Origin of the sequence: Vibrio owensii CAIM 1854 = LMG 25443 (assembly GCF_000817815.1) — a bacterium.
Lineage (GTDB): Bacteria > Pseudomonadota > Gammaproteobacteria > Enterobacterales > Vibrionaceae > Vibrio > Vibrio owensii.
Window position 1 is genome coordinate 55,462 of the sequence record NZ_JPRD01000006.1, and the last position, 25,519, is coordinate 80,980.

The 25,519-nt window shown below is 46.4% G+C and carries 20 protein-coding genes; 9 read left to right on the forward strand and 11 right to left on the reverse strand.

Annotation, left to right across the window (positions count from 1 at the left end; genetic code table 11):
* Positions 1 to 14 precede the first annotated feature (14 nt).
* The 5 genes from xni to queF form a co-directional block, all read right to left on the reverse strand.
* Positions 15 to 797 (reverse strand): flap endonuclease Xni, encoded by a 783-nt coding sequence (gene xni / locus H735_RS02480; protein ID WP_020196462.1) that lies wholly within the window; start codon positions 795 to 797, stop codon positions 15 to 17.
* 58 nt (positions 798 to 855) lie between these two features.
* Positions 856 to 2,232: a nucleotide 5'-monophosphate nucleosidase PpnN gene (gene ppnN / locus H735_RS02485; protein WP_020196463.1), complete on the reverse strand. Its 1,377-nt coding sequence runs from the start codon at positions 2,230 to 2,232 to the stop codon at positions 856 to 858.
* 219 nt (positions 2,233 to 2,451) lie between these two features.
* Positions 2,452 to 4,017: a GGDEF domain-containing protein gene (locus H735_RS02490; protein ID WP_020196464.1), complete on the reverse strand. Its 1,566-nt coding sequence runs from the start codon at positions 4,015 to 4,017 to the stop codon at positions 2,452 to 2,454.
* Between the two features lie 98 nt (positions 4,018 to 4,115).
* Positions 4,116 to 6,398, reverse strand: coding sequence for a tetratricopeptide repeat protein (locus H735_RS02495; protein ID WP_005440131.1), 2,283 nt, complete (start codon positions 6,396 to 6,398; stop codon positions 4,116 to 4,118).
* A 160-nt stretch (positions 6,399 to 6,558) separates the two neighbouring features.
* Positions 6,559 to 7,404, reverse strand: a complete 846-nt coding sequence (gene queF, locus H735_RS02500) for an NADPH-dependent 7-cyano-7-deazaguanine reductase QueF (RefSeq protein ID WP_020196465.1) — start codon at positions 7,402 to 7,404, stop codon at positions 6,559 to 6,561.
* Between the two features lie 107 nt (positions 7,405 to 7,511).
* Here queF and syd point away from each other — a divergent pair, with 107 nt between their 5' ends.
* From syd to H735_RS02520, 4 genes are all read left to right on the forward strand, one after another.
* Positions 7,512 to 8,057: a SecY-interacting protein gene (gene syd / locus H735_RS02505; RefSeq protein ID WP_020196466.1), complete on the forward strand. Its 546-nt coding sequence runs from the start codon at positions 7,512 to 7,514 to the stop codon at positions 8,055 to 8,057.
* Between the two features lie 2 nt (positions 8,058 to 8,059).
* Positions 8,060 to 8,836, forward strand: coding sequence for a Zn-ribbon-containing protein (locus H735_RS02510; protein ID WP_020196467.1), 777 nt, complete (start codon positions 8,060 to 8,062; stop codon positions 8,834 to 8,836).
* Between the two features lie 317 nt (positions 8,837 to 9,153).
* Positions 9,154 to 11,349 carry a bifunctional metallophosphatase/5'-nucleotidase gene (locus H735_RS02515; protein ID WP_020196468.1) on the forward strand — a complete coding sequence of 732 codons (2,196 nt, stop codon included), beginning with the start codon at positions 9,154 to 9,156 and terminating at the stop codon, positions 11,347 to 11,349.
* Positions 11,350 to 11,439: 90 nt separating this feature from the next.
* Positions 11,440 to 12,630 carry a YibE/F family protein gene (locus H735_RS02520; protein ID WP_020196469.1) on the forward strand — a complete coding sequence of 397 codons (1,191 nt, stop codon included), beginning with the start codon at positions 11,440 to 11,442 and terminating at the stop codon, positions 12,628 to 12,630.
* Positions 12,631 to 12,717: 87 nt separating this feature from the next.
* Here the strand turns inward: H735_RS02520 and H735_RS02525 are convergent, their stop codons facing one another.
* Genes H735_RS02525 through metN form a run of 3 tightly spaced genes read right to left on the reverse strand, consistent with a single transcriptional unit; the run spans position 12,718 to position 15,261 of the window.
* Positions 12,718 to 13,527, reverse strand: coding sequence for a MetQ/NlpA family lipoprotein (locus H735_RS02525; protein ID WP_005440125.1), 810 nt, complete (start codon positions 13,525 to 13,527; stop codon positions 12,718 to 12,720).
* Positions 13,528 to 13,559: 32 nt separating this feature from the next.
* Positions 13,560 to 14,237: a methionine ABC transporter permease gene (locus tag H735_RS02530; protein WP_009705638.1), complete on the reverse strand. Its 678-nt coding sequence runs from the start codon at positions 14,235 to 14,237 to the stop codon at positions 13,560 to 13,562.
* Entirely contained in the window at positions 14,227 to 15,261 is a 1,035-nt protein-coding gene (gene metN / locus H735_RS02535; RefSeq protein ID WP_005440122.1) for a methionine ABC transporter ATP-binding protein MetN, read from the reverse strand. Before metN ends, H735_RS02530 begins: the two co-directional genes overlap by 11 nt.
* 343 nt (positions 15,262 to 15,604) lie before the next feature.
* On the opposite strand from metN, the gene gmhB reads away from it, so the two are divergent.
* From gmhB to treC, 4 genes are all read left to right on the forward strand, one after another.
* Positions 15,605 to 16,156 (forward strand): D-glycero-beta-D-manno-heptose 1,7-bisphosphate 7-phosphatase, encoded by a 552-nt coding sequence (gmhB, locus tag H735_RS02540; RefSeq protein ID WP_005381961.1) that lies wholly within the window; start codon positions 15,605 to 15,607, stop codon positions 16,154 to 16,156.
* A 74-nt stretch (positions 16,157 to 16,230) separates the two neighbouring features.
* The gene (gene treR / locus H735_RS02545) at positions 16,231 to 17,178 is read left to right on the forward strand and encodes a trehalose operon repressor TreR (RefSeq protein WP_020196470.1); all 948 of its coding nucleotides are present in this window, start codon (positions 16,231 to 16,233) and stop codon (positions 17,176 to 17,178) included.
* A gap of 175 nt (positions 17,179 to 17,353) precedes the next feature.
* On the forward strand, positions 17,354 to 18,778 hold the full coding sequence (gene treB / locus H735_RS02550) for a PTS trehalose transporter subunit IIBC (RefSeq protein WP_020196471.1): 1,425 nt from the start codon (positions 17,354 to 17,356) through the stop codon (positions 18,776 to 18,778).
* Positions 18,779 to 18,870: 92 nt separating this feature from the next.
* Positions 18,871 to 20,556, forward strand: coding sequence for an alpha,alpha-phosphotrehalase (gene treC / locus H735_RS02555; RefSeq protein ID WP_020196472.1), 1,686 nt, complete (start codon positions 18,871 to 18,873; stop codon positions 20,554 to 20,556).
* A 93-nt stretch (positions 20,557 to 20,649) separates the two neighbouring features.
* Here the strand turns inward: treC and H735_RS02560 are convergent, their stop codons facing one another.
* From H735_RS02560 to H735_RS02570, 3 genes are all read right to left on the reverse strand, one after another.
* Positions 20,650 to 21,549 carry a hypothetical protein gene (locus tag H735_RS02560; RefSeq protein ID WP_020196473.1) on the reverse strand — a complete coding sequence of 300 codons (900 nt, stop codon included), beginning with the start codon at positions 21,547 to 21,549 and terminating at the stop codon, positions 20,650 to 20,652.
* Between the two features lie 131 nt (positions 21,550 to 21,680).
* The gene (locus H735_RS02565; RefSeq protein ID WP_020196474.1) at positions 21,681 to 23,207 is read right to left on the reverse strand and encodes a winged helix-turn-helix domain-containing protein; all 1,527 of its coding nucleotides are present in this window, start codon (positions 23,205 to 23,207) and stop codon (positions 21,681 to 21,683) included.
* A 90-nt stretch (positions 23,208 to 23,297) separates the two neighbouring features.
* The gene (locus tag H735_RS02570) at positions 23,298 to 23,900 is read right to left on the reverse strand and encodes a YitT family protein (protein WP_009705643.1); all 603 of its coding nucleotides are present in this window, start codon (positions 23,898 to 23,900) and stop codon (positions 23,298 to 23,300) included.
* Between the two features lie 347 nt (positions 23,901 to 24,247).
* Here H735_RS02570 and glyA point away from each other — a divergent pair, with 347 nt between their 5' ends.
* Entirely contained in the window at positions 24,248 to 25,498 is a 1,251-nt protein-coding gene (gene glyA / locus H735_RS02575) for a serine hydroxymethyltransferase (protein WP_005440106.1), read from the forward strand.
* Positions 25,499 to 25,519: the final 21 nt, after the last annotated feature.

A 25,519-nucleotide genomic window follows, 5' to 3' on the forward strand; every position in this document is an offset into this window, starting at 1 on the left:
TCTGAAGTTGACTGCTATTGCGCTTTATTTGGTCCAGTAAAGCGAATGTCTTGTAGGTTAAAGCCGAGTTCGATATCGCATTTCAACGCCGCGACTTTTTTACATAAGCGGGCTGACTCAATATGTTCATCAAACTTCTTACGATATTTAGGGACCAGTTCTTCGCTAGCGTAAGCGGCTTCAATGTCTTCAAATTGAGTTAAGATCTCTTTGGCTGCTTTAGGGCCAACACCCGGAATGCCCGGAACTTGGCTTGAGCTGATTCCCGTCAAACCCCAATAATCCGCAAGCTGAGATGGTTTTACGCCAAACTCTTTTTCGATGAACGGTTCATCTAGCCAACGGTGCTGGAAGTAATCTCGGATCTGAAGAGTCGGGGAGAGCAGCTGGCAATAGCCTTTGTCGGTAGAGACAATCGTGACTTTTTCGCCGTGACTCGCGACTTTGGTTGCGAGTGTTGCAACGAGATCGTCTGCCTCATCACCTTCAGACAGCAGTGAATCAATGCCTTGTTCCCACCACGCTTGTTGAATCGCGTCTAAACCTTGCATCAGAGGCTCTGGCATAGGTTTGCGGTTTTGTTTGTAGTCTGGAAGGATTTCCGCGCGCCAACCTCGGTCTTGTTCGTGATGATCGAATACCGCGATGATATGCGTCGGCTGCGCTTCAGATAGAATGCGAGTCAGGGTTCTACCTGTAGTGGTGATGGTTCTTGCTATGTCAGTTGGATCGGGTTGCGCTGAGTGCACGCGGCGAATCAGGTTTAGGGCATCAATGATAACAAGATGAATAGACATAATGACTTAGCAATAAAAAAGGGGCGTAATGCCCCTAGTGTAACCAAAGCTGAGTTATCTATCGACCACCATTTTCCTTATGGGCAATACGGTAACATGGCTCGTAATCGGTACCGCCGGGTAGCTTCATGCGGTGTTGCTCTACGAAATCTTTCAATAGCTTGTCGAGTTTGGTCATCAGTACCGGGTCACCGTTGATGGTGAATGGACCTTTGCGTTCGATCTCTCGAATCCCTTCCGCTTTGACGTTACCCGCAACGATGCCAGAGAAGGCTTGGCGAAGACTTGCAGCCAGTACTTGCGGTTGTTGGTTCAAATGCAGATCTAGGCTTGCCATTGCCTCATGAGTTGGTTCGAACGGCAGTTGGAACTCAGGCTCGATTTTCAACGACCAGTTAAAGCTGTATGCGTCGCCTTTCTCTTTACGATGTTGGCGAACGTCTTCCATTGAACGCTTCATGATGCGCGCTACTTCCGCTGGGTCATCAATCACGATTTGATAGTGTTTCTGACCTTCTTCACCCAATGTATCAGCAATAAAAGCATCGATAGAGCGGAAGTAAGCTTCACTCTCTTTCGGGCCGGTTAAGACGATCGGCATAGGTTGGTCAGCATTTTCTGGGTGCATCATGATACCCAAGATGTACAGCAGCTCTTCCGCTGTACCCGGACCACCCGGGAAGATCACGATGCCGTGCGCCATACGAACGAAGGCTTCGAGACGTTTCTCTATATCTGGCATGATCACCAGTTCGTTCACGATTGGGTTTGGTGGCTCAGCCGCAATGATTGAAGGCTCTGTTAGGCCAAGATAGCGCTGTTCTGTGTAACGTTGTTTCGCGTGACCAATCGCTGCACCTTTCATTGGACCCTCCATCGCACCGGGACCACAGCCAGTACAGATGTTCAGTTCACGCAGGCCAAGTTCGTTACCCACTTCGCGTGTGTATTGGTATTCGGTTGCGTTGATCGAGTGACCACCCCAACACACCACTAGGTTCGGTTCAATACCCGGCGTTAATGCACCAGCATTACGCAAAATACCGAACACGAGGTTGGTAATGTGAGTGGCATTGGTGAGGTTCAGACGCTGGTTATCCGCGAGGTGCATGTTGACATACACGATGTCACGGAGAACCGAGAACAAGTGCTCTTGAATGCCTTTGATGATCTCACCATCGACAAATGCATGCTCAGGTGGGTTCGCTAGTTCAAGTTTGATACCGCGCTCACGACGCACGACGTTAACATCGAACGAAAGGTATTTGTCTAATAGCTCTTTTGAGTTATCGGTGTGGCTGCCGGAGTTGAGGACCGCAAGTGTACAGTTACGGTAGAGCAGATAAAGCTCACTTGATGCGGTTTTTTTGAGACGTTCAACTTCCAGTTGTGATAGCAGATCCATGCTACCTGCGGGGCTTATATGGGTAATCATAAGGCCTCCTTGCTAATGCGTTCTTTTGAGGGAATAAACCAACTCACCTACTTAGCTTGTACGTATCGTTCTACTCAGTGGTTGGCAGACTTTGTTTTATAGCGTTTAAACAGCTTAGCAGACTAAAAGAGGAGAAACGTGATAACCCGTTGAAAATTTGAGGCAATATGACAGAAGAAGACGTAAAAAGCGTTTGTTTGGTTGTTTTTTAAACGCTTTTTACCCCCAGTTAACCTGATTGCCGCCGCGCTGCTTGGCGTCTTTGAGCATATTGGCAAGGCGATCTAATACGTATTCAGGGTTGTCCGCTTCTTTAAAGCAAGTAGAGACGGCCGTGAGAGTGATCATGATGTTCTGTTCGCGGAACTTGAATGGTAATTTGCTGATGTCACGCTGAATGTTTTTCATCAGCTCAAGAGTGTATTCTTCCGTTTGCTCTGGGATGAGTAAGATAAACTCTTCACCACCGAAACGAGCTACGGTTTCCGTATCAGCAACGCGTTTGCTCATGGTGCGAGCAATGATCTTGAGTGCTTTATCGCCAGCGGTGTAGCCATAGCTGTCGTTAACCGCTTTAAAGTTATCCACATCAAACAGAACTACGCGAAGATTTTGCTGTGAGCGAATCCAACGACGGTATTCCAACTCTAAGCGATCATTGAAAGCGGCACGGTTGCATACCTTCGTCAAAGGGTCTAACAGCATACGTTGTGCTTGGTCTTCCAAGCGGCGACGGTAGTCTTGAGTCGTTTCAAATACCGCTTCGAGCTGATTTTTGCTGTAGCTCAAGCGTTCTTGAAGGGCTTGTTCGCGCTCTTCGGTCATTCTTAAGCGCTCAGTCAAAGAGGCCATCTTGGCCAGCAATGGCGATACTTCACCTTTCAACTCTTCGAGATCTTGTGCGTGTTCCAGAGATTCTTGGCTGCGTTCAACCAAAGTGGTCATCTCTGAGTTCAGCTCTTGGCGATGTTCAAAGTAGGTTTGATGCTGGTCGACGTTCTGATGAACCGTCTTTAGATTGCTAGACAGTGAGGTATTCAACTGCTCTAAGAACTGCTCTGATGATTTGCGCTCGTATTTAGTCGCTTCTACGACCAATTTGAGGGTATTTAAAGTCAGTTCGATCAGAGATTCTGCGTTAACCCCCAACAGCAACTTAGCTCGGATATCCAACAGTTGGTCGCCAGACTCACCTTCAAAATCGAGTTCGGTGATGGTGTGCTGCAAGTCGCTCGCAAGACACTCTAGTTGGGACTTATCTGGGCCGTGTTCTAATTCACCAAGGTTAAGGCGAGAATTGGAAGTGATGATCTTGAGCGCGCGCTCGTAGATGCTCAGTAGCTTGGTGGCTTGGTCAACTTTCTTACCTGCGTGAACTTCAGAAAAGCTCATGAGATTGCGCAATTCACGTTTTAGCTGCGCAGGCAATCCGGTGATACGTTGAAGCGTTTCACCACTGTGTTTGATTTGTTCGTCGAGATAACCGTTTTGTTTTTCCATCGCCTTAGACTGCTGTTTGAGCATTCTTTCTAGCACTGCTAAGCGAGGTATCAGCGTACTGACATCTTTTTGATGTTCCAGTTCTTGCTGAATTTCGCGCAGGTAGTTAGTTACTTGAGAGTTTGAACCCTGACAAGCAGAAGACAATGATGCCACAACTCGCTTAAGAACTTGCTGCTCACGTTGAAATTTGAGCGAAGTATCACGATGAGTCAGCCTGAGTTGGTCAAGTTGACAACTCAGCTGATGAAGCTGCGACTGAATATCGGATTCCAAGATTCCCATGAAGTGACTACGGTTAAGTCCATGTACTACTGACGATTATTTGATAATAACAAAAAACTTTATAGCGTCATCACTGATCACGCTCAACCGTTGGTTAATTATCCGTTTTTTAATATTTTTTTGATGTCGTCCTCATTCTTGTACGAAGAATGAATTTTAATTAGCCCTTGGTTGATGGCGTGTTGGCACGCAGTCCTTATGTCACCGGTTGCAAAGCTCGCTGCCGGAGCATTATCAATGGCCTTCAAGAACACCCAATGACTGTGTTTATCTTTTAAGCTGACTTCACGCGCAATGTGTGTGGCGAGCAGCAATAGATCGAGTAATTCTTCATCGTTAATTGCCGTGTATGCACGTGGTAAGAATGGGTAGTCACTGATGCCCATGCGGATGATGCGGTTGACGTTGTGTTTGGCCGCGAACTCATCCACCCAGCTTTGGAATTTTTCGAACGTCGCTTCTGCTGATGCGTCACGATCGGCATTTGGCTCGATGTATAACAAGTTTGCATCGGAGAAATGGTACAAACGTGTCGGCTTCTGAATACGTTCTGCTAGGAACTCACCAAAAGCACGTTCTAACTCTAAGCCGGCTTTGTAACCATGCTGCACGTACATGCTGCGTAGGAATGGCAGATCGATCATCACGAAGCGCAAGCGGTCGTTCAAAGGTTCGTGAATTAATTCACCCATTTGCCACTGCTCGAAGGTGTCGCTCGATTTCTTCAATGAGCGGGACAACTTCACATTCAACATGCGTAGGTTACGCAGGCGAGAACGGGAGTGGGTGAACAGGTCATTACGCAGTTTTTCAATCTCAGCGGTTTGGCGTTGATTGATGACGCCACGGCGCATGATGAACAGGAACATGACCAAGACAGTAATGAACAACGCAAACGAGATTTTTTGGAATTTGCGATGCTCCATTTCGACTTGTGCCAATTTCTCAGCTTGGCCTACGTGATGAATACTTTGCTCGGCAAATTCTTTTTGTTGGCGGAACGCATCTTCACTGATTTGGTTAAGCTGCTTTTGTTCTAGGCGTACTAGACTGGCGTATTTCTTATACGCTTGTAATGACAGTTGGTACTCGCCAGCTTGTTCATAGCCTAGCCCTAATAAGCGATAAGATTGTTGTTTGATAAAGCCGGTATCATCTGGGGCTTTTTCAATTAAATCGAGCGCTCGTTTAGCGTTTTCAATGACGTCTTTACTGTCGTTTTGGTGGTACGCCAAGCCAGACTGCAACAAGGCAGCTTTGGCTTCCAGTTGAGGTAGGTCTGCGTACTCCAATAGATCGGTTGAGCGGTCTAGGTACTGTTCTGCTAATGCATAGTTGTAGAGCTGTAAGTAAGTGGCCGCTAAGCTCAGACGAATCTTAATGATGCGGTTGATGTTTTTACTGGTGCTGTCATGGTCCAGTACGTTGAAGTAATGCACCAAAGCCAGATTAAATTTGCCTTGGTAGAAATAGATGTCACCCATCTGCTCTAGCACGTCGGCCAAAATCGGGGAGCTTGGGTAGCTGTCATAATAATCTGCCGCCTGAGAGAGGTATTCAATCGCTTTGTCATACACTCGGCGTTCTTGGAACAGGCGAGCCAGCAAGCGATTGACTTTCGCAAGGCGTGCGCCGCTATCGCTTTCAATGGATTGCCAGTAACCGTAGAGCAGCTCAGAAAGGGCAAGGTTGTATTTCTTGTCGTTCAGGTAAAACTCGCCAACGGCGGTGTGGTAATCAATCAGAGTCAGATCAGAACGGTTGTCTTCCAGCATGGTTTTCGCTTTTGTGTATAAGCGATCGGCATTAACGCTGTCACCACTGTTGGCAGCTAATAGTGCTCGTTGCATGACCAAGCGATAACGAACACTGTCGGTGCGTTGTAATACTGGATTGGCTTCTTCAATCTGCTTTTCGATTTGGTCGAGCTTTTCTTCTGCGGCTGCATAGTTTTTGTCGTACATCCAAATCATTTGGTTGCGCATCAGTTGCACATCAAGATTCATGTACGGCAATTGATATTCGTTGGCGAGGCGTTCTGCTTCATCAAGGTTGTTGATGGCAGAGCGAATGTTGCCCATTGTGTAGTCGGCTTGCGCGATGATTTTGTGTGCTTCAATCGTGCTGCTTGGCGTGCGGATGCTACGGTCGGTCTCTTCGCGAGACATTGAAGAAGGGCTGCCGTTGTCTTGGCGCTCTGTCAGTTCGCGTTGCAAAAGGTAGTTTTTGGCCGCTTGCTTTGCCTGTACGGGGTCGATCTCAGCCAGTTGCTGAGCTTCATTAAGCAAAGCGGAAGATAAAATGGTCGCGTGAAGTGGCTGTGCTAACAACAAGCAAAGAAAGCCAATCAGCCTAAATAGACGCGAACTGTCCCAAAACATCCTTTTCGTTCCCTCGAACTGTGTCGTAATTTACGTGTTTTTGAATAAACAATAGTAGAGAAAAACGCCCAGCAATCCAACAGATAGCTGAGCGTTTTTGAGTATTTAAGCAATTAGTTTTTGAGTGTGGAACTCAAGCACTTTTGATTCTCAACTCAGATTACTGACGCGCCATGCGGTTATTGTGAGCGGGCTTGTCTTGTTCCGTTGAGCGGTAAGGGTTGATATCCAAACCACCACGACGTGTGTAACGTGCAAATACCGTCAGTTTCGTTGGCTGGCAGTACTTCATCAGGTCAGTGAAAATACGCTCCACACATTGCTCGTGGAACTCGTTGTGCTCACGGAACGAAACGAGGTAACGAAGTAATTTCTCACGATCAAGCTTAGCGCCTTGGTAGCGAATTTCTACGCTGCCCCAGTCTGGCTGGTTGGTGATCAGACAGTTAGATTTCAGTAGATGGCTGTGAAGAATTTCTTCTACTTGCTCATCACCAGCCGCACCTTCAAGCAGTGCAGCGTCAAAATCATAGCTGGTGATTTCGATGTCTTGATCGTCAATACACTCGCCTTCCATCGTTACGATAGGTTGGTTGGTGTAATGCGTTACTGGGTTTACTTCCACAAGTACTTGCTCACCTGCGCATGCCGATAGGTCTTGCGTCAAACGCTCAGTCACTTCTTCCCAAGTAGCGAAACGCGTTTGGTTGTAGCTGTTTAAGTACAGTTTGAACGACTTAGACTCAATCAAGTTAGCGCTGGTTGCTGGGATGTACACTTCACCAACCGCAACTTGAGGTAAGCCTTTGCTGTTTAGCCAAGATAGCTCGTACAGCGTCCAAATGTCGTGGCCCATAAACGGCAGGCTGTCGCCAAGTTCAAGGTCGTCACGGTTTAGGCTGCGAGGTACTGGTTGCAGCAAGCTCGCGTCGTATTGGTTTGCGTACTCGGTCTTTTTACCCAGAGTCAGGCCAGCAAGCTCTTTAGCGTCAGAATATTTGCTCATACTTTGTGGTCATTTTCGATTAGAATGGCGAGAATTTTACTGAATCCGCTGATTAATTGCCATCCGGCAGATACCGCAACCTGATAAAAACAAACCAGGAGACCTTCATGACCCAAACCGTTCCTCAGGCTCTACAGGGCTTTAGCCTGCGCTACCAACAAGCTTGGCAAGACAAACACAACGAACTGCCACGCAGTGAAGAGCTTGCTGATCTTGTTTCTCCATGCGTAGAAGAGAAACGCGATGAGGTCGTTTTGTGGAAATCGGTTCCACGTGAAGAGATGGCAGATTTCACCAACGTTGAGAACGCAATTGAATTGACGTTGCATGAAGACATTAAGCTTTTCTATGGTTCGCAATACAGCGCGGATATGGAAGCGACTTGGCAAGGCAATGAACTGACACTGCTGCAAGTATGGAGTGATGATGACTTTACTCGTCTGCAAGAGAACATTCTTGGCCACCTTGTGACTCAGCGTCGCCTAAAACTAAAGCCGACGGTATTTATTGCAGCGACCGATGCCGAGCTGGATGTGATTTCAATCTGTAACTTAACCGGTAATGTCATTCTTGAGCGCTTGGGTTCAGATAAACGTGACGTATTGGCTGAAACACTGACCGAGTTTCTAAGCAAACTTGAGGCTGCGGTGTAAGCATGCACGTTGTTGAGTTGCAGTTTGAGTGTTTTGATAACACCACCGTAAGCGCGGTTGATAAAGCTATTAATGGTCTGATGGACGCACTGCGTTACAACGGACAAGTTTTGGGTCGTGAATTTCCTATCGTAATGGGTGATGGTGAATTTTATGTTCGTGTCGTTTGCCCAGAGCAAGACAGTTTACACCCTCGCTACCATTCTGATTTCGTCAAAGTGTGCATGAACCGTTTGTCAGAAGCGTCGCTGCTTGCGCCGAAAATGCGCATGTTGGGTCGTGATTTGAACTCAGAAGAAGCGGCGGAAGAAGAAACACCAAGCTGGCAAGTGCTCTACACCACGTACGTTCATACTTGTTCTCCACTGCGCAGTGGCGAGACACTGTTGCCAATTCCACTTTACCGCAATGGTGCAACACTGAATGGTGACCACAAAGCGGTGGTGAAATGGCAAACCGAATGGCAAGCGTGTGATGAAATCCAAATGGCAGGCGGGTGTCGTGCAGAACACGCGGCATTGCACGAAATTTGCGATACTGACAGTGTGTTGTTCCGTCGAGGTTGGGATTTGCGAGGTCGTATTGAATACCTCACTAAGATCCCGACGTATTACTACCAATACCGAGTTGGTGGTGAGTCACTTGAAGCAGAAAAAGCGCGCAAGTGTCCAAAGTGTGGCGGTGAGTGGTTACTCGATGAGCCACTACACGACATCTTCTACTTTAAGTGCGACGATTGCCGAATCGTTTCCAACATCTCTTGGGACCACATCAAGTAGTCTATTTTCTAAAGCTGGCGTCTATGCCAGCTTTTTTCTATCGCGATAAATGGATCGAAGCTGCTTAGTCAAATTATCTATTATTGATTTTATCAATATATTGATTCAAAAAGCATTTTCACTGACCATTCCTCTCATCCCCTTGATTGTGATCTTTGTTCATTTTTAAAGAAAAATGTAACTCAGTTGCATGGTTTATAAGCATTGAAACGTTTGCTTCTCAAAAATTTCAAATAATATCCATATCCTTTTTGAGGTTTTGGGAAGAGGGCCCCTTCCGAAAATATATATAAAAAAATAATCTGGAAGGAATTGAGATGACTTTATTTAAACGAAGCCTAGTCTGCATTGCTGTTGTCGGCTTAATGGCTGGTTGTAACGACGATGACACCAAATACGTAGAGGTACCGTCGGATTACAGCCCTGTAGTCGCAGAAGGTAAAACACTAACCAACACGCCAGATGTGGTTGTGAAAGGTGAAGCAACACAAGCGGATGAAGTAACCATTGCTATCGCAGCAACATCGGATCTACACGGTCGTTTGTTTGGTTTTGACTACGCGTTGAACGCAGAAGACGATGACGCTGGTATTACTCGTGTAGCCACTTTGCTTGCTGACCAAAAAGCGGCACATCCAAACATGATCCTGATTGATATCGGTGATACGGTTCAGGGCAACTCCGCGCAGCTATTCAACGATGATCCAACTCACCCAGTGGTCGAGAGCATGAACTCTCTTGGCTTTGACGTTTGGGTACCAGGCAACCATGAATTCAACTTTGAGCGTTCGTTTGTCGATCGCAACCTCGATCATTTTAATGGTGCGGTACTGTCTTCAAACATCAAATGGGAAAGCAACGATGTGAACTACATTCGTGCGTTCCAAATGTTTGAAGTGGAGGGTGTGAAAGTGGCGATCGTTGGTCTAACACCATCGAACGTGCCTAACTGGGAAGCATCTGCACCGGATCACTTCAAAGGCTTGAAGTTTGAGAACGAATTGGATGCAACCAAAGAAGCGGTTGATCAACTGGTATCTGAATACAATCCAGATGTGATTGTTGGGGCGCTTCACCTTGGCCGACAAGAAGACGGTGGTGTGGGCGTTTACGAAATCGCGTCTGCAATGGCGGATAAATTCGATGTCATCTTAGCGGGTCACGAACACGCGAACTACATCGAGCAAGTGAACGCAGACGGCTCTGTTACACCAATCAGCAAATCCACATCAGAAATTGGCGGTGAAAATACGCTGATTGAAGATAAAGCGAAGTCTGGCGAATACAACCAAGACAATCGCGCGCAAAGCGTGAAAATCATTGAACCAGGCAAGTGGGGTGCTTACCTAGCGAAAGCTGAAATTCAACTGAAAAAAGTCGATGGTAAGTGGACGATGGAAGACACCACATTGACCAATATTGGCACGAAGAAAGTGGAACAAGATCAAGCGCTGCAAGCGAAATTCCAATACGTGGACGATATCTCGATTGAAGACGCAACTCGCGAGCTTGGCCGTGTCACGGGTAACTTCACACCAAGCGCAACGGGTTTCCCAGATGAAGTGACTGCGACGGATTACAACTACACGGCAGAGCGTTTGTACTCGACGATTCACCTTGCGAAAGTGGTTGATACGCCATTAATGGACGTGATTAACCAAATCCAAATGCAGGAAATCGAAGATGCGGTTGGTAAAGGTAATGGTGCAGTTGTATCTGCTGCGTCGCTTTTCTCTGATCAATCTAACCTGATCGATGGTGAAGTGTACACCAAAGGTAAATCGACCAACTTGTACAAGTATGACAACACCTTGCTTGGCGTTGAGATGACAGGTGCGAACCTAAAACGCTTCATTGAGTGGTCTTACTCTTACTTCAACCAGTACCAACCGGGTGATATTACGGTGTCGTTTAAGAAAGGCGCACCAGCTTACCTGTACGATCAATTCGATGGTGATATCGAGTTCACTGTGGATCTAAGTAAACCATCTCTAGAGTTGGATGAAAACAACACGGTGACAAATGAAGGTAGCCGCGTAAACATCACCAGCATTGGTGGCGAGCAGTTCGATCCAAACGCGACTTACAAAGTAGCGATGAACAGCTACCGCTTTGGTTCGCAAATCCAGAAGTTTGGTTGGGCGAGCAAAGACGACGTGTTCTATGACTCAGTGAATGAACAAGTGTATGCAATTCGCGATATGCTGACTGCGTATGTTGAAGAGAACAAAGGTATCAACGTGGCTGATTTCAGTGGCAGCGTTGGTAACTGGTCATTCACTCAATACCTACCAAGTGGTGAGATCACGACACTGCGTGAGGGCGAAGGCAAAGCGCTGTGGGATCAATTGAAGAACATGGAAATCTGTGTCTCGATTGACTTGGAAAACCCGAAATACCCAGCGATTGTTAAGTCTGTGAACATCAATGATTCGTCTAGCTATGTTGATAACCCTAACAAAGACGCGGCGACCCTTGATGAGAAAGTCGCAGGTTGTAACCCAACTCATTAATCCTGCATGTGGGCGCGGTAATCTTTACCGCGCCTAATTTTACTCACCATAGGCAAAGCCCGTTTAGTGAGTGATGTAGAAGAGTGCTTCATGATCAAAAGAATCTATAACCGATGGGGTTTTACCCTACTGATTACTATTATCTCCACGCTTATCTTTCAGTTTTCTTCTTCGTGGAGTGAAGATTTCCGTCCTAAATCTCGTCAGCAACAAGAGTTTGTTGAAGCGACCGTCACACGTTCGATTTCAAACCATGTTGCGCCAGATCCGCTCGTGCCAGATGTGATGACTGGCAAACAAGTCTTCATGGCAAAAATCCTTGAGGGAGAGAGCGAAGGCTTAGAGGTGGAAGTCACCAATCCTCTTAGTCGCCAGCACAACGTGTATGTCAGTGAAGGCGATACTTTCATTATGATGATCCGCGAAACCACCAATGGCACCGTTTATTGGGCGTATAACCACAAACGATCAGACGCTATTTACCTGATGCTTGCACTGTTTTGCGCGCTGTTGTTGAGTTTTGGCAAGAAAGAGGGCATCAACTCGATGGTCGCGCTCTATTTTACAGCGGCCTTGATCGTTGGCGTATTGGTGCCGAGTATTTTTGCGGGTTGGAATCCGATGTTGGTCAGCATCTTATTGATGGTGGTGATCATCGTGGTCAGTTTTATTCTCGTTTCTGGCTATAACCGGAAGAGTTTATGCGCCATGGGCGGCACGTTACTTGGCGTAATCGCTGCGGGTGTAATGGCGCAGTGGTTTGGCGAAATGGCACACTTGTCGGGCATTTACCTCGACAAAGGCGAAGACGTGATTTACCTAACGTCGGTGAAGATGGGCATCCGTTGGTTGATGTTCGTGACGATTGTCGTTGCGGCACTTGGCGCTGTTATGGATGTGGCGATTTCGATTGCATCTGCGTACGCGGAGCTGCAACAAACCGACCCGAAACTCAAACCAAAGCAGTTGGTTAAAGCGTCGATGAACATTGGTCGAGACATCATGGGCACCATGACTAACACCTTGATTTTGGCGTTTGCTGGTGGCTCATTAACGACCATCATGATGGTGTGGGGGCTTAACATGCCAGCAAGCCAGTTTATGAACATGCCGTTGGTAGGACTCGCAGTGGTGAATGCGTTAGCGGGCAGTGTAGGCATTGTGCTTACTATCCCTTTTACTGCGTTTTTAGCGCCTTATGTGTTTAAACATCCGCAAGTGGATACGCAGCTAGAGCAGGAGCAAAAGAAGGTTGAGCAAGACGAAGTTCAGCTGTTCTAGCGATATAAAACCGCAATGAAAACAAATGCAAAAAGGGCGCTCCGATGAGCGCCCTTTTTAAGTTTCAAATGTTGTAGAAAGAGTGGATTACCAACCTTTCACTACGCCGCCTTTGAAGATATCTTTCGCTGCTTCGTAAACTTCATCAGTTTGGTATGCTTTCACGAAGTTTTGTACGTTAGCTGCTTGAACGTTGTCTTCACGAGCAACAATTAGGTTTACGTATGGAGACTCTTTGTCTTCTACGAAGATACCGTCACGCTCAGGTGTTAGGTCGATTGAGCTTGCGTAAGTCGTGTTGATGATAGAAACCGCTACGTCATCAAGAGAACGTGGAAGTTGTGCTGCATCTAGCTCCACGATAGTGATGTTTTTCGGGTTACCAACGATGTCACGTACTGTTGCTTGTAGACCAACGCCATCACGCAGTTCGATCAGACCTTGTTGCTCAAGCAGTAGAAGTGAACGACCAAGGTTGGTTGGATCGTTTGGTACTGCGATACGAGCGCCATCTTCGATCTCATCCACTGATTTTACTTGCTTAGAGTAACCAGCAATTGGGTATACGAAAGAGTTACCAGCCGTTACTAGCTTGTAGCCACGGTCAGTTACTTGCTGGTCTAGGTATGGCTTGTGTTGGAACGCGTTTGCGTCGATTGAGCCATCATCTAGCGCTGCGTTTGGTGTTACGTAATCAGTAAAGGTAACAAGCTCAACGTCCAGGTTGTATTTCTCTTTAGCAACTTTTGCTGCAACTTCAGCAACTTGTGCTTCCGCACCTGCCATAACGCCAACTTTTACTTTGTTCACGTCAACTTCTTTTTCGCCACAACCAGCAAGAACCAGTGCAGAAGCGGCAGTTGCAACAGTCAAAAGACTCTTAAGGCTAAATTTCATCTTTATCTCCTTATAATTGGTATTTTCAATTCTTATCTGTGGTCTACGCGGCGTACGATTGCATCACCGATAGACTGAATAATTTGTACTAGAACAATCAGCATCACGACGGTCACGGCCATGATGACTACATCATAACGGTGGAAGCCATAGCGGATAGCTACGTCACCAAGGCCACCGCCGCCTACTGTCCCTGCCATTGCTGAATAGCTTACTAGTGTTACTAGGGTAATCGTCACTGAGTTAACAATAGTCGGCATTGCTTCAGGAAGCAGAACTTTTGTGATGATTTGTGTTGGTGTCGCACCCATAGATTGCGCAGCTTCAACCAAACCTGATGGAACTTCCAGTAGTGCGCCTTCAATTAGACGCGCCACAAATGGGATAGCACCAATGGTCAAAGGTACGATTGCTGCGGTTGTACCGATAAAGGTACCAACCAACAGTTTGGTTACTGGGATAATCGCAACCATCAATACTAGGAAAGGAACTGAACGACCCACGTTGACGATCGCGCCAAGAATGCCGTTGAGTTTGGTGTTTTCCAGCAGGCCACCTTTTTTAGTGGTATGCAGAATCACACCAAGAGGAATACCAACCGCGAAACCAACGATGCCCGCAACCGCCACCATGTAAAAGGTTTCCCACGTTGCGCCTAAAAGTAGGTTGCTGTTTAAGCTCAGCCATTCAGAAATCGTATTAAAGGACATAGCCAAGTACCTCTACTTTCACGTTGTGCTCACGCAGGAATTCAATTGCTGCGTTATCGTCTTCTTCACTACCAAACAGCTCTGCGACCATCATGCCGAACTTCACGCCGCCAGCGTAATCGAGATCAGAACTTAGGATGCTCACGTCGATGTTGTACTTACGAGCGATTTGCGTCATCAGAGGGGCATCCACAGTTGCACCAGTAAACTCTAGGCGAACCAATGGGTAGCTGTTTTCTACGCGCGTAGTTTGTAAGCGAGCTTGGTAATCTTCTGGGATAGATAGATCCAAAGTCGAACGAATGAACTCGTGTGCCAGAGCCGTCTTCGGATGAGCGAAGATTTCACCAACGGTGCCTTTTTCCACTAGTTCACCATCACCGATGATCGCCACTTCGTGACAGATGCTCTTAACCACTTCCATTTCATGAGTGATCAGAAGAATGGTGATTTCTAGCTTGCGGTTGATTTCTTTGAGTAGTTCTAAGATGGACTGAGTTGTTGCTGGATCCAGCGCGCTGGTTGCTTCGTCACACAGCAGAACGCTAGGGTCTGATGCCAGTGCACGTGCAATTGCCACACGTTGCTTTTGACCACCACTTAGGTTTGCGGGGTAGCTTTCATGCTTGTCTGAAAGACCAACAAGCTTAAGTAGCTCAGTCACTTTTGTTGTGATTTGCGATTTGTCTTTGCCTGCTAGCTCAAGAGGGAGTGCGACATTGTCGAAAACGGTGCGAGACGACAGCAGGTTAAAGTGTTGGAAGATCATCCCGATGTTACGGCGAGTTTCTCCCAATTGCTTTTTGCTTAATTTGGTTAGATCAACGCCATCTACGATGATGGAACCCGATGTTGGGGCTTCCAGCATGTTTACACAGCGGATTAGGGTACTTTTACCCGCGCCCGATGAGCCGATAACACCAAAGATGGTGCCCTTCGCGATATCTAGATTAATGTCCTTAAGGGCAAGAATTTCCTTACTGCCTTGGTAGAACACTTTATTGACGTTTTTTATTTCTATCATGTTTCAACCTGCACAGAGATACTGGGAACTTCGCTGTTAAAAACGGCTTTTAACAGGAGTAAATTTTGAACTCTATCTCAATTCTCAGTTGATGCTATGGGTTAAGCAGTAGTAAGTCAATAGATATTTTTACGTCTAGACGTCTAAATGTATGGATGTTCTGTTGGGAAAATAAAACAGAGGATGTTTGGCGGAAAGGAATATAGAAGAGGGATATTCAAGATTTACCGATTCTCGGGCGACAAATCAACTGTTTTGTCGCTCACTCACGCCAATTAGATAGTGTGAGTGCTTATAAGGTATGTAATAATCTGATGAAACCGAGTAAATAGAGAAATACGTTTTGGCAAAACCTGCTGTTTTTATCGATCGTGACGGCGTGATCAACGTTGACCACGGCTACGTTCATGACGAACATGATTTTGAGTACATTGACGGTGTCTTTGAAGCGACAAAAGCGCTGAAAGATAAAGGCTACCTGTTGGTGCTTGTGACCAATCAATCTGGCATTGCACGTGGTAAATTCAGCGAAGACCGTTTCTTATCTCTGACTCAGTGGATGGACTGGAACTTCGCTGATAATGGCGTTGAGTTCGATGGCATCTACTACTGCCCACATCATCCAGAACATGGTATTGGTGAGTACAAGCAAGATTGTGAGTGCCGTAAGCCAAAGCCAGGCATGTTCATTTCTGCACGTGACTTCTTGAAGATCGACATGGAGAAATCTGTGATGATCGGTGACAAAGCCGAAGATATGATGGCAGCAGAAGCGGCAGGCGTTGGCACTAAGATTTTGGTTCGCACTGGTAAGCCAGTAACAGAACAAGGTGAAGCGATTGCAACAGTAGTATTAGATAGCATTGCAGACGTGCCTGCGTACCTAAACAAGTAATCTTCATTACTGACTGAGATAAGGGAAGCCGCTGCTTCCCTTTTGTTTGATTCCTTCTTTTAGTCTGAACACTTATGAGCAAAAAACTCACCATTCTTGATATCGCGAAATTGGCTGGCGTGGGCAAATCGACGGTTAGTCGTGTGCTTACCAATGATCCCAAGGTAAAACCGCAAACGCGTGAGAAGGTAGAGCAAATCATTCGTGAATCAGGCTACGTCCCATCAAAGTCTGCGCAGTCTATGCGTGGTGGCAGCCAAAAGGTGATCGGCGTGATCATCTCTCGTTTGGATTCACCATCGGAAAACCGCGCTGTTGGCACTATGCTCAACGCTTTGTACTCAGCAGGGTATGACGTGGTGATCATGGAGAGCCAATTCGATCGCGATAAAACCAATGAGCATTTGGATGTGCTTAAACGTCGCAATGTTGATGGGGTTATCGTGTTTGGTTTTACTGGGTGTGATGAGCTGGCGTTAGCGGAGTGGGGCAACCGCATTGTCGTGATCGCGATGGACACGCAAATGGTCTCCTCGATCAACTACGACAACCAAGGCGTTATCGATATGGCGCTCTCTCATCTCGAACAACAATCTATTTCTCGTATTGCCTACATTGGTGTTGACCCAGAAGACCGCACCACGGGTCTTGCTCGCCTTAATGCTTACCAAGCTTGGTGTGAGCAAAAGCGCATCGAACCTTGCTTTCAAACTGGCAAGCTCAATCACGAAAGTGCTTATCAGTTGGTGGATCAAGTCCTTCAATCCGATACACAAGCCATCGCTTGTGCCAGTGACACTATCGCTCTCGGTGTAATTAAACGTCTGCAAGAAGTGGGACGTGAGGATGTGGTGGTTACCGGTGTCGGTGGTAACGAATTACTCTCTTTTCTCTTCCCTAATGTTTTCAGTGTGGATCCAGGCTACTCTCATGCCGGTGAAAAAGCCGCTAACATGCTGATTAATCAATTAAATGGTGATGAGTCTGTGGTGCATTTTACCCAGCAGCCTATCCGTCATTAATCCACCTTTCGATGATCTGCTCTAAAATTAGACTGTGATCATTCTCAATTAATGGGACTGTTCCCATTTTGTTTTTGAATGCGAAATGGCACTATTAAAATCATCAAATGGGAATGTTCCCATTATAAAAATAAAACGATGAATTGAATGTATCCAATACAGGGTGGACAAAGTTATGAGTAAGATTGCGCGTCAAGACGTACAGCGTCTTATTGAGCTGGTCGGGGGATCGGACAATATTGCCAGTGTAAGCCACTGCTTAACTCGCTTGCGTTTCGTGTTGAATGACACTGACAAAGCCGATACAAAACAGTTAGATGCACAGCCTATGGTGAAGGGCTGCTTTACCAACGCAGGTCAATTTCAGGTCGTCATCGGCACAGAAGTTGATGAGGTTTACAAAGTACTGATCGAGCTAAGCGGCAAAAGTGAAGTGAGCAAGGACGAATCTAAGAACGCTGCTCGTCAAAACATGAACATCGTTGAGCGTGGTATTTCCCACCTTGCTGAAATCTTTGTACCACTGCTACCTGCGATCATTACCGGTGGTCTGATTCTTGGCTTCCGTAACGTGATTGGCGACATCAAGATGTTTGATGGTCAAACGCTAACGGAAATCAGCCAGTTTTGGGCAACGGTACACTCTTTCTTATGGCTAATTGGTGAGGCGATCTTCTTCTTCCTACCGGTTGGCGTGTGTTGGTCGACAGTGAAAAAACTCGGCGGTACTCCGATTCTGGGTATCACATTGGGTGTCACGCTGGTTTCGCCACAATTAATGAACGCCTACCTAATTGGTAAGCAAGTGCCTGAAGTATGGGACTTTGGCTTATTTGCCATCGAGAAAGTAGGCTATCAAGCGCAAGTGATTCCAGCGATGCTTGCTGGTATGGCACTGGCGTTTATTGAAACCAACTTAAAACGCATCATTCCGTCTTACCTTTATTTAGTGGTCGTGCCGTTTGTTTCTATCATCGTGTCTGTGATTCTTGCGCACTCTATCATTGGCCCATTCGGTCGTATGTTGGGTGACGGCGTTGCTTTCGCAGCAAAAGCAGCCATGACAGGTGACTTCGCAATGATTGGCTCAACCATCTTCGGCTTCCTATACGCACCATTGGTAATTACCGGTATTCACCACACTACCAACGCGGTTGACCTTCAACTGATGCAAGAGCTAGGCGGCACGCCAATTTGGCCTTTGATTGCGCTTTCAAACATTGCTCAAGCGTCTGCAGTAGTCGGCATCATTATCATCAGTAAAAAACATGGCGAGCGTGATATCTCAGTACCTGCGGCTATCTCAGCTTACCTTGGTGTGACTGAGCCAGCGATGTACGGCATCAACTTGAAATACAAATTCCCAATGTTGAGCGCGATGATCGGTAGTGCGATTGCCGCTGCTATCTGTGGCAGCGCAGGTGTGATGGCGAACGGCATCGGTGTGGGCGGTTTGCCGGGCATCTTGTCTATCCAACCACAGTTCTGGGGTGTCTTTGCTCTGGCGATGTTGGTGGCGATTGTGGTCCCAGTAGCGCTGACGCTTGTGTTGTATAAGCGCGCACAGATGAAAGGCGAGTTAGAAACCGCTAACGCGTAATTCAAACTGAGGCGGCTATTTGGCTGCCTCGTTTATCTCCTCTATTTTTTAAGATTTTTAAGTTTCCGTTTAATGGTAAGTGAGCGTTAGAAATGGCAATGACCAAGCATGATGAGAGCTGGTGGAAAACCGCAACCATCTACCAAATTTACCCAAAAAGCTTTTGTGACAGTGGAAGTAAAGGCACGGGCGATATTAAAGGGATCATTTCTAAACTGGATTATCTAAAACACCTTGGTGTGGATGCGATTTGGCTAACGCCGGTTTATCAATCGCCAATGATCGACAATGGTTATGACATTTCCGATTACTACGCGATCAACCCAGATTTCGGCACCATGCAAGATTTCGATACCCTGTTGGCTGAGGCTCACCAGCTGGGTATTCGAATCATCATGGATATCGTGGTCAACCATACTTCGACAGAACACAAATGGTTCCAATCAGCATTGGGTGACAAAAACAGCCCGTACCGTGATTACTACATCTGGAAAGATCCGGTTGATGGCGCAGAGCCAAACAACTGGCAATCTAAGTTTGGTGGTAACGCTTGGGCACTGGATGAAAAAACGGGTCAATACTATTTGCACCTTTTTGCTAAAGAGCAAGCGGACTTAAACTGGGAAAACCCAGTGGTGCGTGAAGAAGTGAAAGAAGTCATCAGCTTCTGGGCAGAAAAAGGCGTCGATGGTTTCCGTCTTGACGTTATCAACCTGATTTCCAAGCAGCAAGATTTCCCAAGTGACGATATTGGTGATGGTCGCCGTTTCTACACCGATGGCCCACGTGTGCACGAATACCTTCAAGAGATCAGCGAAGCCGTGTTCCAAAAATATGGAAGCGTGACGGTGGGTGAAATGTCCTCCACTACACTAGAGCATTGTCAGCAATACTCAGCGCAAGATGGCAAAGAGCTGTCGATGGTGTTCAATTTCCACCACCTGAAAGTCGATTACCCGAATGGTGATAAGTGGACGAAAGCGCCGTTTGATTTCATTCAACTGAAACAGATCTTCAACCACTGGCAAACCGGCTTAAATGGCAAAGGGTGGGGCGCACTATTTTGGTGTAATCACGACCAACCACGCGTTGTGAGCCGATTAGGTAACGACGAACAATACCGTGTTGAATCTGCCAAAATGCTTGCGGCATCGGTACACATGATGCAAGGCACGCCTTATGTTTATCAAGGTGAAGAGATCGGCATGACCAACCCGGGCTACACCGAAATCAGCCAATATCGTGATGTTGAAAGCACGAACATGTACGACATCATGGTCAATCGCGATGGCGTATCTCACGACGATATGATGGCGATTTTGGCACAGAAATCGCGTGATAACTCACGTACGCCAATGCAATGGAACAGCGCGAAACATGCGGGCTTTACTGAAGGCACGCCGTGGTTAGAAGTGGCTCAGAACTATTCTGAGATCAACGCGGAAGCCGCGATTGCCGATTTGAACTCTGTGTTCTACTTCTACAAGCGCTTGATTGAACTGCGTAAACAGGTTCCGGTGATCACTGATGGTCGTTATGAGGACTTACTGCCAGAGCACAAACGTATTTTTGCTTACGCTCGTCAGAACGACAAGCAAACGCTGCTGTGTATTAACAACTACTACGGCGAAGAAGTGGAGTGTGTGTTACCAGAGCGCTTTGACATGAGCAAAGCCAAGAATCTGCTTTCCAACTATCAGAATGCGACCAGCGCAATTGCTTCCAATCATCAAGTTCTGCGTCCTTACGAAACACGCATTTTGCTGATTGAATCTTAAAGGCAAATAATAAGTACCCTAAGGATCTCGATCCTAAACAAAAGGCTTTGGAGTGCTCCCCAAAGCCTTTTTTCTATGAGATAAGATTGCGGCTTATGCTTTCTCGATCTTGCTCAGTGTTGCTTTCTCTTCACTGATTTGAGTCTGTTCAGCTTTCAACAGTTCAACCTGCTCAATCAAGCCTAGTGCAGGGTTAAACCAACGCTCTGCTGAGGTTTCAAATTCCATTGAATCCATACCATCACATCTTAGGTTGTAGCTGTTCTTCTCGGTTAGGTATGCCGCTTCAATCGATTTGCCAGATACAGTGAAGGTTTTGCGCGCACCTGTCTCAGTGATTTGTTGGCTCCACCAAGCTTTGCAATCTGCATTATCTAGCAGCTTTTCTACCCATTCGTGATCCTCAAAATCATTCAGAAGGTTAGCTACTTGTTCACCATTCAGCGATAAATCAATAGAGACGGTGTTTACGCTAATATCAATGTTCGGATCTTTCTCCTTAACCGTCGAACCTTCCACGCGAAACACAGGGCTGCTATCCATAAGCATTGCGATAGAGATACCGCTAACAAGGTAAGCATCGGTGATTTCGTGTAGTGCGCCATCGGTGCCGGTAAAGTAGATCGACTTATCGTCTTCGCCGTTCTCTTCAACTTGCTCAGACAGATAAAATTGAGTGATACCGTTGTTAACCAGATCGTGGATGATTTGAATCACAGGTGCCGATTGTGGAATGTTAGACAAAGCATCAATAAGCTCCTGACTGCTCATTGCCTCAAAGTCCATCGTCACTGTACCGATTTGCTGTTCATCAGAAGCAATGTCATAGCGCAATTTTGTACTTGATACTGGTGCAAAAGATGAGTTTGAAATCGGGTAATCAAAGCTGTTTTGTGGACCTTTATTGCCGCTTGAAGAGCCAGAAGAAGAGCCGCCACCACAGCCGTAAAGTGCGATCGTAGCTGCTGCGATAAGCGTCATTTTTTTAAGCATGAGTTTACATTCCTAATTTTAGAAGGCTGATAAATCGAGCCGTTATTTGAATGTCGCCATGCTAAGTTTTGTGGCAGAAAAAGGGCAAAAAACAAAAGCTAACAGAGTCTAATGAAAGCTTAATTTTATATTTAGGTCTTTGTTTTATCTGGAGTAATTTCAGCGTCGATATTCGTGCAGTATTCTTCGATTAGCGCCTTCCAACGCATCACAATTTCTTTCTCTTTAATGCTAACACGCAGTTTTGTCCAAGGTTGTAAGCAGGTCTCTTTTGATTCTGGTTGTGACAAGCGACTGAATAATTCTTCAGAAGGCATGACGCGCAGTAGAGCAACCAAAGACTCCATGTAATTGAGGCGGAACTGGTCGAGCTTATTCTGCTTGTAAGCGATATGAGAAACGAAGGTGTACACCAAGGCGTTTTGAATTCGTGAGTCGCCTGCTGGTGTCGTCAGTAACGTTTTGGCTTTATCGAGGTTACCTAACTTGTAGTGCAAGATACCAAGCCACAAACTCAGCTCGTCGGGGAGGACATCAAATTCCGATTGAGCCTGAGTGAGGTATTCCTCTAGCTTGGTTTTATCTTGTTCGTACAACGCAAGATGGCGAGCGATGGTGATAGCAGTGAACTCGTCCATGTGCTCAATTGGTGAGTTGGAAAACTGCTCGTCGAGCAACATCTTTTCGTGTGCGTCAGTAAAGTGCCAAGTGCTTTTTGAAGGTTCCGGCAGATTGAAGTACTGAGCAATGTCGCTGTGCAAGCGGAATAACTCTGATTGCAGGTGGTCGATACGTAGGACGTACTGATTTCGAAACGCTAATTTTCCTGTCGCTGGGTAAATCAGGTTCATTTGCGCTTTTATCATGCCCTCTGTCGGACTGTCTTTGAGTTCGATATTGAGCTGATAATCACTGGTCTGCATGTTGCGCGCGCCAGGGAAGTAAGGCGTCTCGTTGATTGGATCGAGAAAGTAGCTCGGAGCATCTTGGTTGGCAATATCAGTATAAGGGTATTCAACTTGCTGTTGGAGCAAGATGGCTTTCACCACGGTACGATACTCACGTGCAGCGGTGCCTATTGCATCGACACGATTTAGGAGAAGCTCGACTTTTGGGATCAGCAGTTGGTTACGCGTCTGCTGAGTGGAAATGCCTTGTTGTTGCCAGAGAGCCACACCCAGTCCAATACTGGTCAGCGCGAATAAAGCACATAAGCCATAAACAACCCCAAGTTTGCGTGAAGATGGCGCTTTACCCTCATTGGCGAGTTTGGCTTTGCGCTTGCTCGACTTTGCTGGTGGCAATAGTTGAACGTTCGCTGGGTTGAGGAAGTAGCCTTTACGCGGGTAGGTCACCAATAGCTTAGCGGCATCGTGCTCTGGTAAGTGCTCTTGTAGCAAGGCTCGAAGTGTACTGATTCGATTGGTAAGCACGTTCTTTGAGATAAACTTACTTTGCCAAATGGTCTCTATGATGGTTTCTGCAGGCAGCGGGTGGCCAACACTGGTGAGCAACAGTTCTAACAACTCGATGCTACGCGGCTCAAGATCGATAACGACCGCTTGCTTGTGAAGCGTTTGAGTCTCTGGTTTGTAGATCAGTTCGCCAATAACAATCTGACTGTTGGTTTGTTTGGCTTGTTGTAGGAAGTCGCGCATACCATCATGAGTGATTAGGAAATGGCGAGATATTATATAGGCATTGGAGCGCAAAATCTTATAAATTGCGCTCCAATTACTATAGAAAGGTTATGAACCGTAGCTCACAGAATAGCGGTGTGGCTTGTGGTTCATTGCAAGCACTAGGTTTAGTGCGAATGCACCAAGAATCGATAGACCGATAACCCAAGGTGTGACGAAGAAGAAAGACGCAAATAGGATACAAGCATCAATCGCCATCTGAGATTTCCCTACAGAGATACCGAACTTATCTTGAATGAATAAGCACAATACGTTGAAGCCACCCAGACTTGAGCGGTGACGAAATAAGATCAGCATACCCAAGCCCATAAGCAAGCCACCTGCTACGGCACAGTAAATCTCGTTAATCGACTCGAGTGAAATCAGTAAATACAGATTATCCGCAAAGATAGAAACCAAAGCGCCGGAAATTGCACTATTAATCGCAAAACGACGGCCAAAGCGTTTCCATGCGAGCAAGTAAAATGGACAGTTGGCTAAAAAGTAAAGCACACCAAACGTAAAAGGTGTAAATTGGCTAATAAGCAGAGCCAATCCTGTTGTGCCTCCGGTTAAGAGGTCTGCGGATTGGAGAAAGAAAACGCCTTGAGCTACCAAAAAGGTACCTGTAAGAATTGCCATCCAGTCTTCTTTTCTTGAGTGTTTTTCCATCTAATATGCAGTCGTTAATGATAAATAGGGCGTGCATAGTAGTAAAAAGATGATCTTTTCGGTAGCTAGAGGGTAAAATTTGCGGTAAACCTATGTAATTGTTGTTTTACAGGGTGTAAAGCACAAATTTGACAGTGAGCGGATCTTGGTTAAACGATTGCAACATCGCCATGATAATCCTTACTTGTCATCATGAAAAAACTGCATGAGAAAAATTGTAAATTTCTCTTTATGACCTAGATCAAATTATGTAGAATGCGCGCCATTACGGTGACGAAAACGTTTGCGTTAGGTCATTCGTCGGTTTTTTTGCAACTTTCAGTACTAATCTGAGTCAGGAGATACAGATGCTTAAGCGTGATATGAACATCGCAGATTACGATGCGGAACTGTTCGCAGCTATCCAGGAAGAAACACTTCGCCAGGAAGAACACATTGAACTTATCGCTTCTGAAAACTACACAAGTCCACGTGTAATGGAAGCGCAAGGTTCTCAGCTAACGAACAAATACGCTGAAGGCTACCCAGGCAAGCGTTACTACGGCGGTTGTGAGTACGTAGATAAAGCTGAAGCACTAGCAATTGATCGTGCATGCCAACTATTCGGCTGTGAGTACGCGAACGTACAGCCTCACTCAGGTTCTCAAGCAAACAGCGCAGTTTACATGGCGCTTCTAAACCCAGGCGACACAGTTCTAGGTATGAGCCTAGCGCATGGTGGTCACCTAACTCACGGTTCACCAGTAAACTTCTCTGGTAAGCACTACAACGTTATTCCTTACGGTATCGACGAAGCAGGTCAAATCAACTACGACGAAATGGAACAGCTAGCGCTTGAGCACAAGCCTAAGATGATCATCGGTGGTTTCTCTGCTTACTCACAAATCGTTGATTGGAAACGCATGCGTGAAATCGCAGACAAAGTTGACGCTTACCTATTCGTAGACATGGCACACGTTGCTGGTCTAATCGCAGCAGGCGAGTACCCAACACCAGTTCCACACGCTCACGTAGTAACAACGACTACGCACAAAACGCTAGCGGGTCCTCGTGGCGGTCTTATCCTTTCTAACGAAGGTGAAGAGCTGTACAAGAAGCTGAACTCAGCAGTATTCCCTGGCGGTCAAGGTGGTCCTCTAATGCACGTTATCGCTGGTAAAGCAGTAGCGTTCAAAGAAGCGATGGAACCTGAATTCAAAGCTTACCAAGCTAACGTAGTGAAAAACGCGAAAGCAATGGTTGGTCAATTCCAAGAGCGTGGCTACAAGATCGTTTCTAACGGTACTGAGAACCACCTATTCCTAGTTGACCTAATCGACAAAGACATCACTGGTAAAGATGCAGATGCAGCATTAGGTGCAGCAAACATCACAGTAAACAAGAACTCTGTTCCAAACGACCCACGCAGCCCATTCGTAACGTCTGGTATCCGCGTTGGTACGCCAGCAATTACTCGTCGCGGCTTCACTGAAGATGACGCGAAAGAGCTAGCAAACTGGATGTGTGACGTTCTAGATAACATCGGCAACGAAGAAGTTATCGAAGCGACAAAACAGAAAGTTCTAGAAATCTGTAAGCGTCTACCAGTTTACGCGTAACGTTTTTTGAAAATAACTCAG

Bases quoted from the DNA above. Each gene is read 5' to 3' on its own strand.
- xni (WP_020196462.1), bottom strand. From the start codon at position 797: ATGTCTATTCATCTTGTTATCATTGATGCCCTAAACCTGATTCGCCGC.
- ppnN (WP_020196463.1), bottom strand. From the start codon at position 2,232: ATGATTACCCATATAAGCCCCGCAGGTAGCATGGATCTGCTATCACAA.
- H735_RS02490 (WP_020196464.1), bottom strand. From the start codon at position 4,017: ATGGGAATCTTGGAATCCGATATTCAGTCGCAGCTTCATCAGCTGAGT.
- H735_RS02495 (WP_005440131.1), bottom strand. From the start codon at position 6,398: ATGTTTTGGGACAGTTCGCGTCTATTTAGGCTGATTGGCTTTCTTTGC.
- queF (WP_020196465.1), bottom strand. From the start codon at position 7,404: ATGAGCAAATATTCTGACGCTAAAGAGCTTGCTGGCCTGACTCTGGGT.
- syd (WP_020196466.1), top strand. From the start codon at position 7,512: ATGACCCAAACCGTTCCTCAGGCTCTACAGGGCTTTAGCCTGCGCTAC.
- H735_RS02510 (WP_020196467.1), top strand. From the start codon at position 8,060: ATGCACGTTGTTGAGTTGCAGTTTGAGTGTTTTGATAACACCACCGTA.
- H735_RS02515 (WP_020196468.1), top strand. From the start codon at position 9,154: ATGACTTTATTTAAACGAAGCCTAGTCTGCATTGCTGTTGTCGGCTTA.
- H735_RS02520 (WP_020196469.1), top strand. From the start codon at position 11,440: ATGATCAAAAGAATCTATAACCGATGGGGTTTTACCCTACTGATTACT.
- H735_RS02525 (WP_005440125.1), bottom strand. From the start codon at position 13,527: ATGAAATTTAGCCTTAAGAGTCTTTTGACTGTTGCAACTGCCGCTTCT.
- H735_RS02530 (WP_009705638.1), bottom strand. From the start codon at position 14,237: ATGTCCTTTAATACGATTTCTGAATGGCTGAGCTTAAACAGCAACCTA.
- metN (WP_005440122.1), bottom strand. From the start codon at position 15,261: ATGATAGAAATAAAAAACGTCAATAAAGTGTTCTACCAAGGCAGTAAG.
- treR (WP_020196470.1), top strand. From the start codon at position 16,231: ATGAGCAAAAAACTCACCATTCTTGATATCGCGAAATTGGCTGGCGTG.
- treB (WP_020196471.1), top strand. From the start codon at position 17,354: ATGAGTAAGATTGCGCGTCAAGACGTACAGCGTCTTATTGAGCTGGTC.
- treC (WP_020196472.1), top strand. From the start codon at position 18,871: ATGGCAATGACCAAGCATGATGAGAGCTGGTGGAAAACCGCAACCATC.
- H735_RS02560 (WP_020196473.1), bottom strand. From the start codon at position 21,549: ATGCTTAAAAAAATGACGCTTATCGCAGCAGCTACGATCGCACTTTAC.
- H735_RS02565 (WP_020196474.1), bottom strand. From the start codon at position 23,207: ATGCGCGACTTCCTACAACAAGCCAAACAAACCAACAGTCAGATTGTT.
- H735_RS02570 (WP_009705643.1), bottom strand. From the start codon at position 23,900: ATGGAAAAACACTCAAGAAAAGAAGACTGGATGGCAATTCTTACAGGT.
- glyA (WP_005440106.1), top strand. From the start codon at position 24,248: ATGCTTAAGCGTGATATGAACATCGCAGATTACGATGCGGAACTGTTC.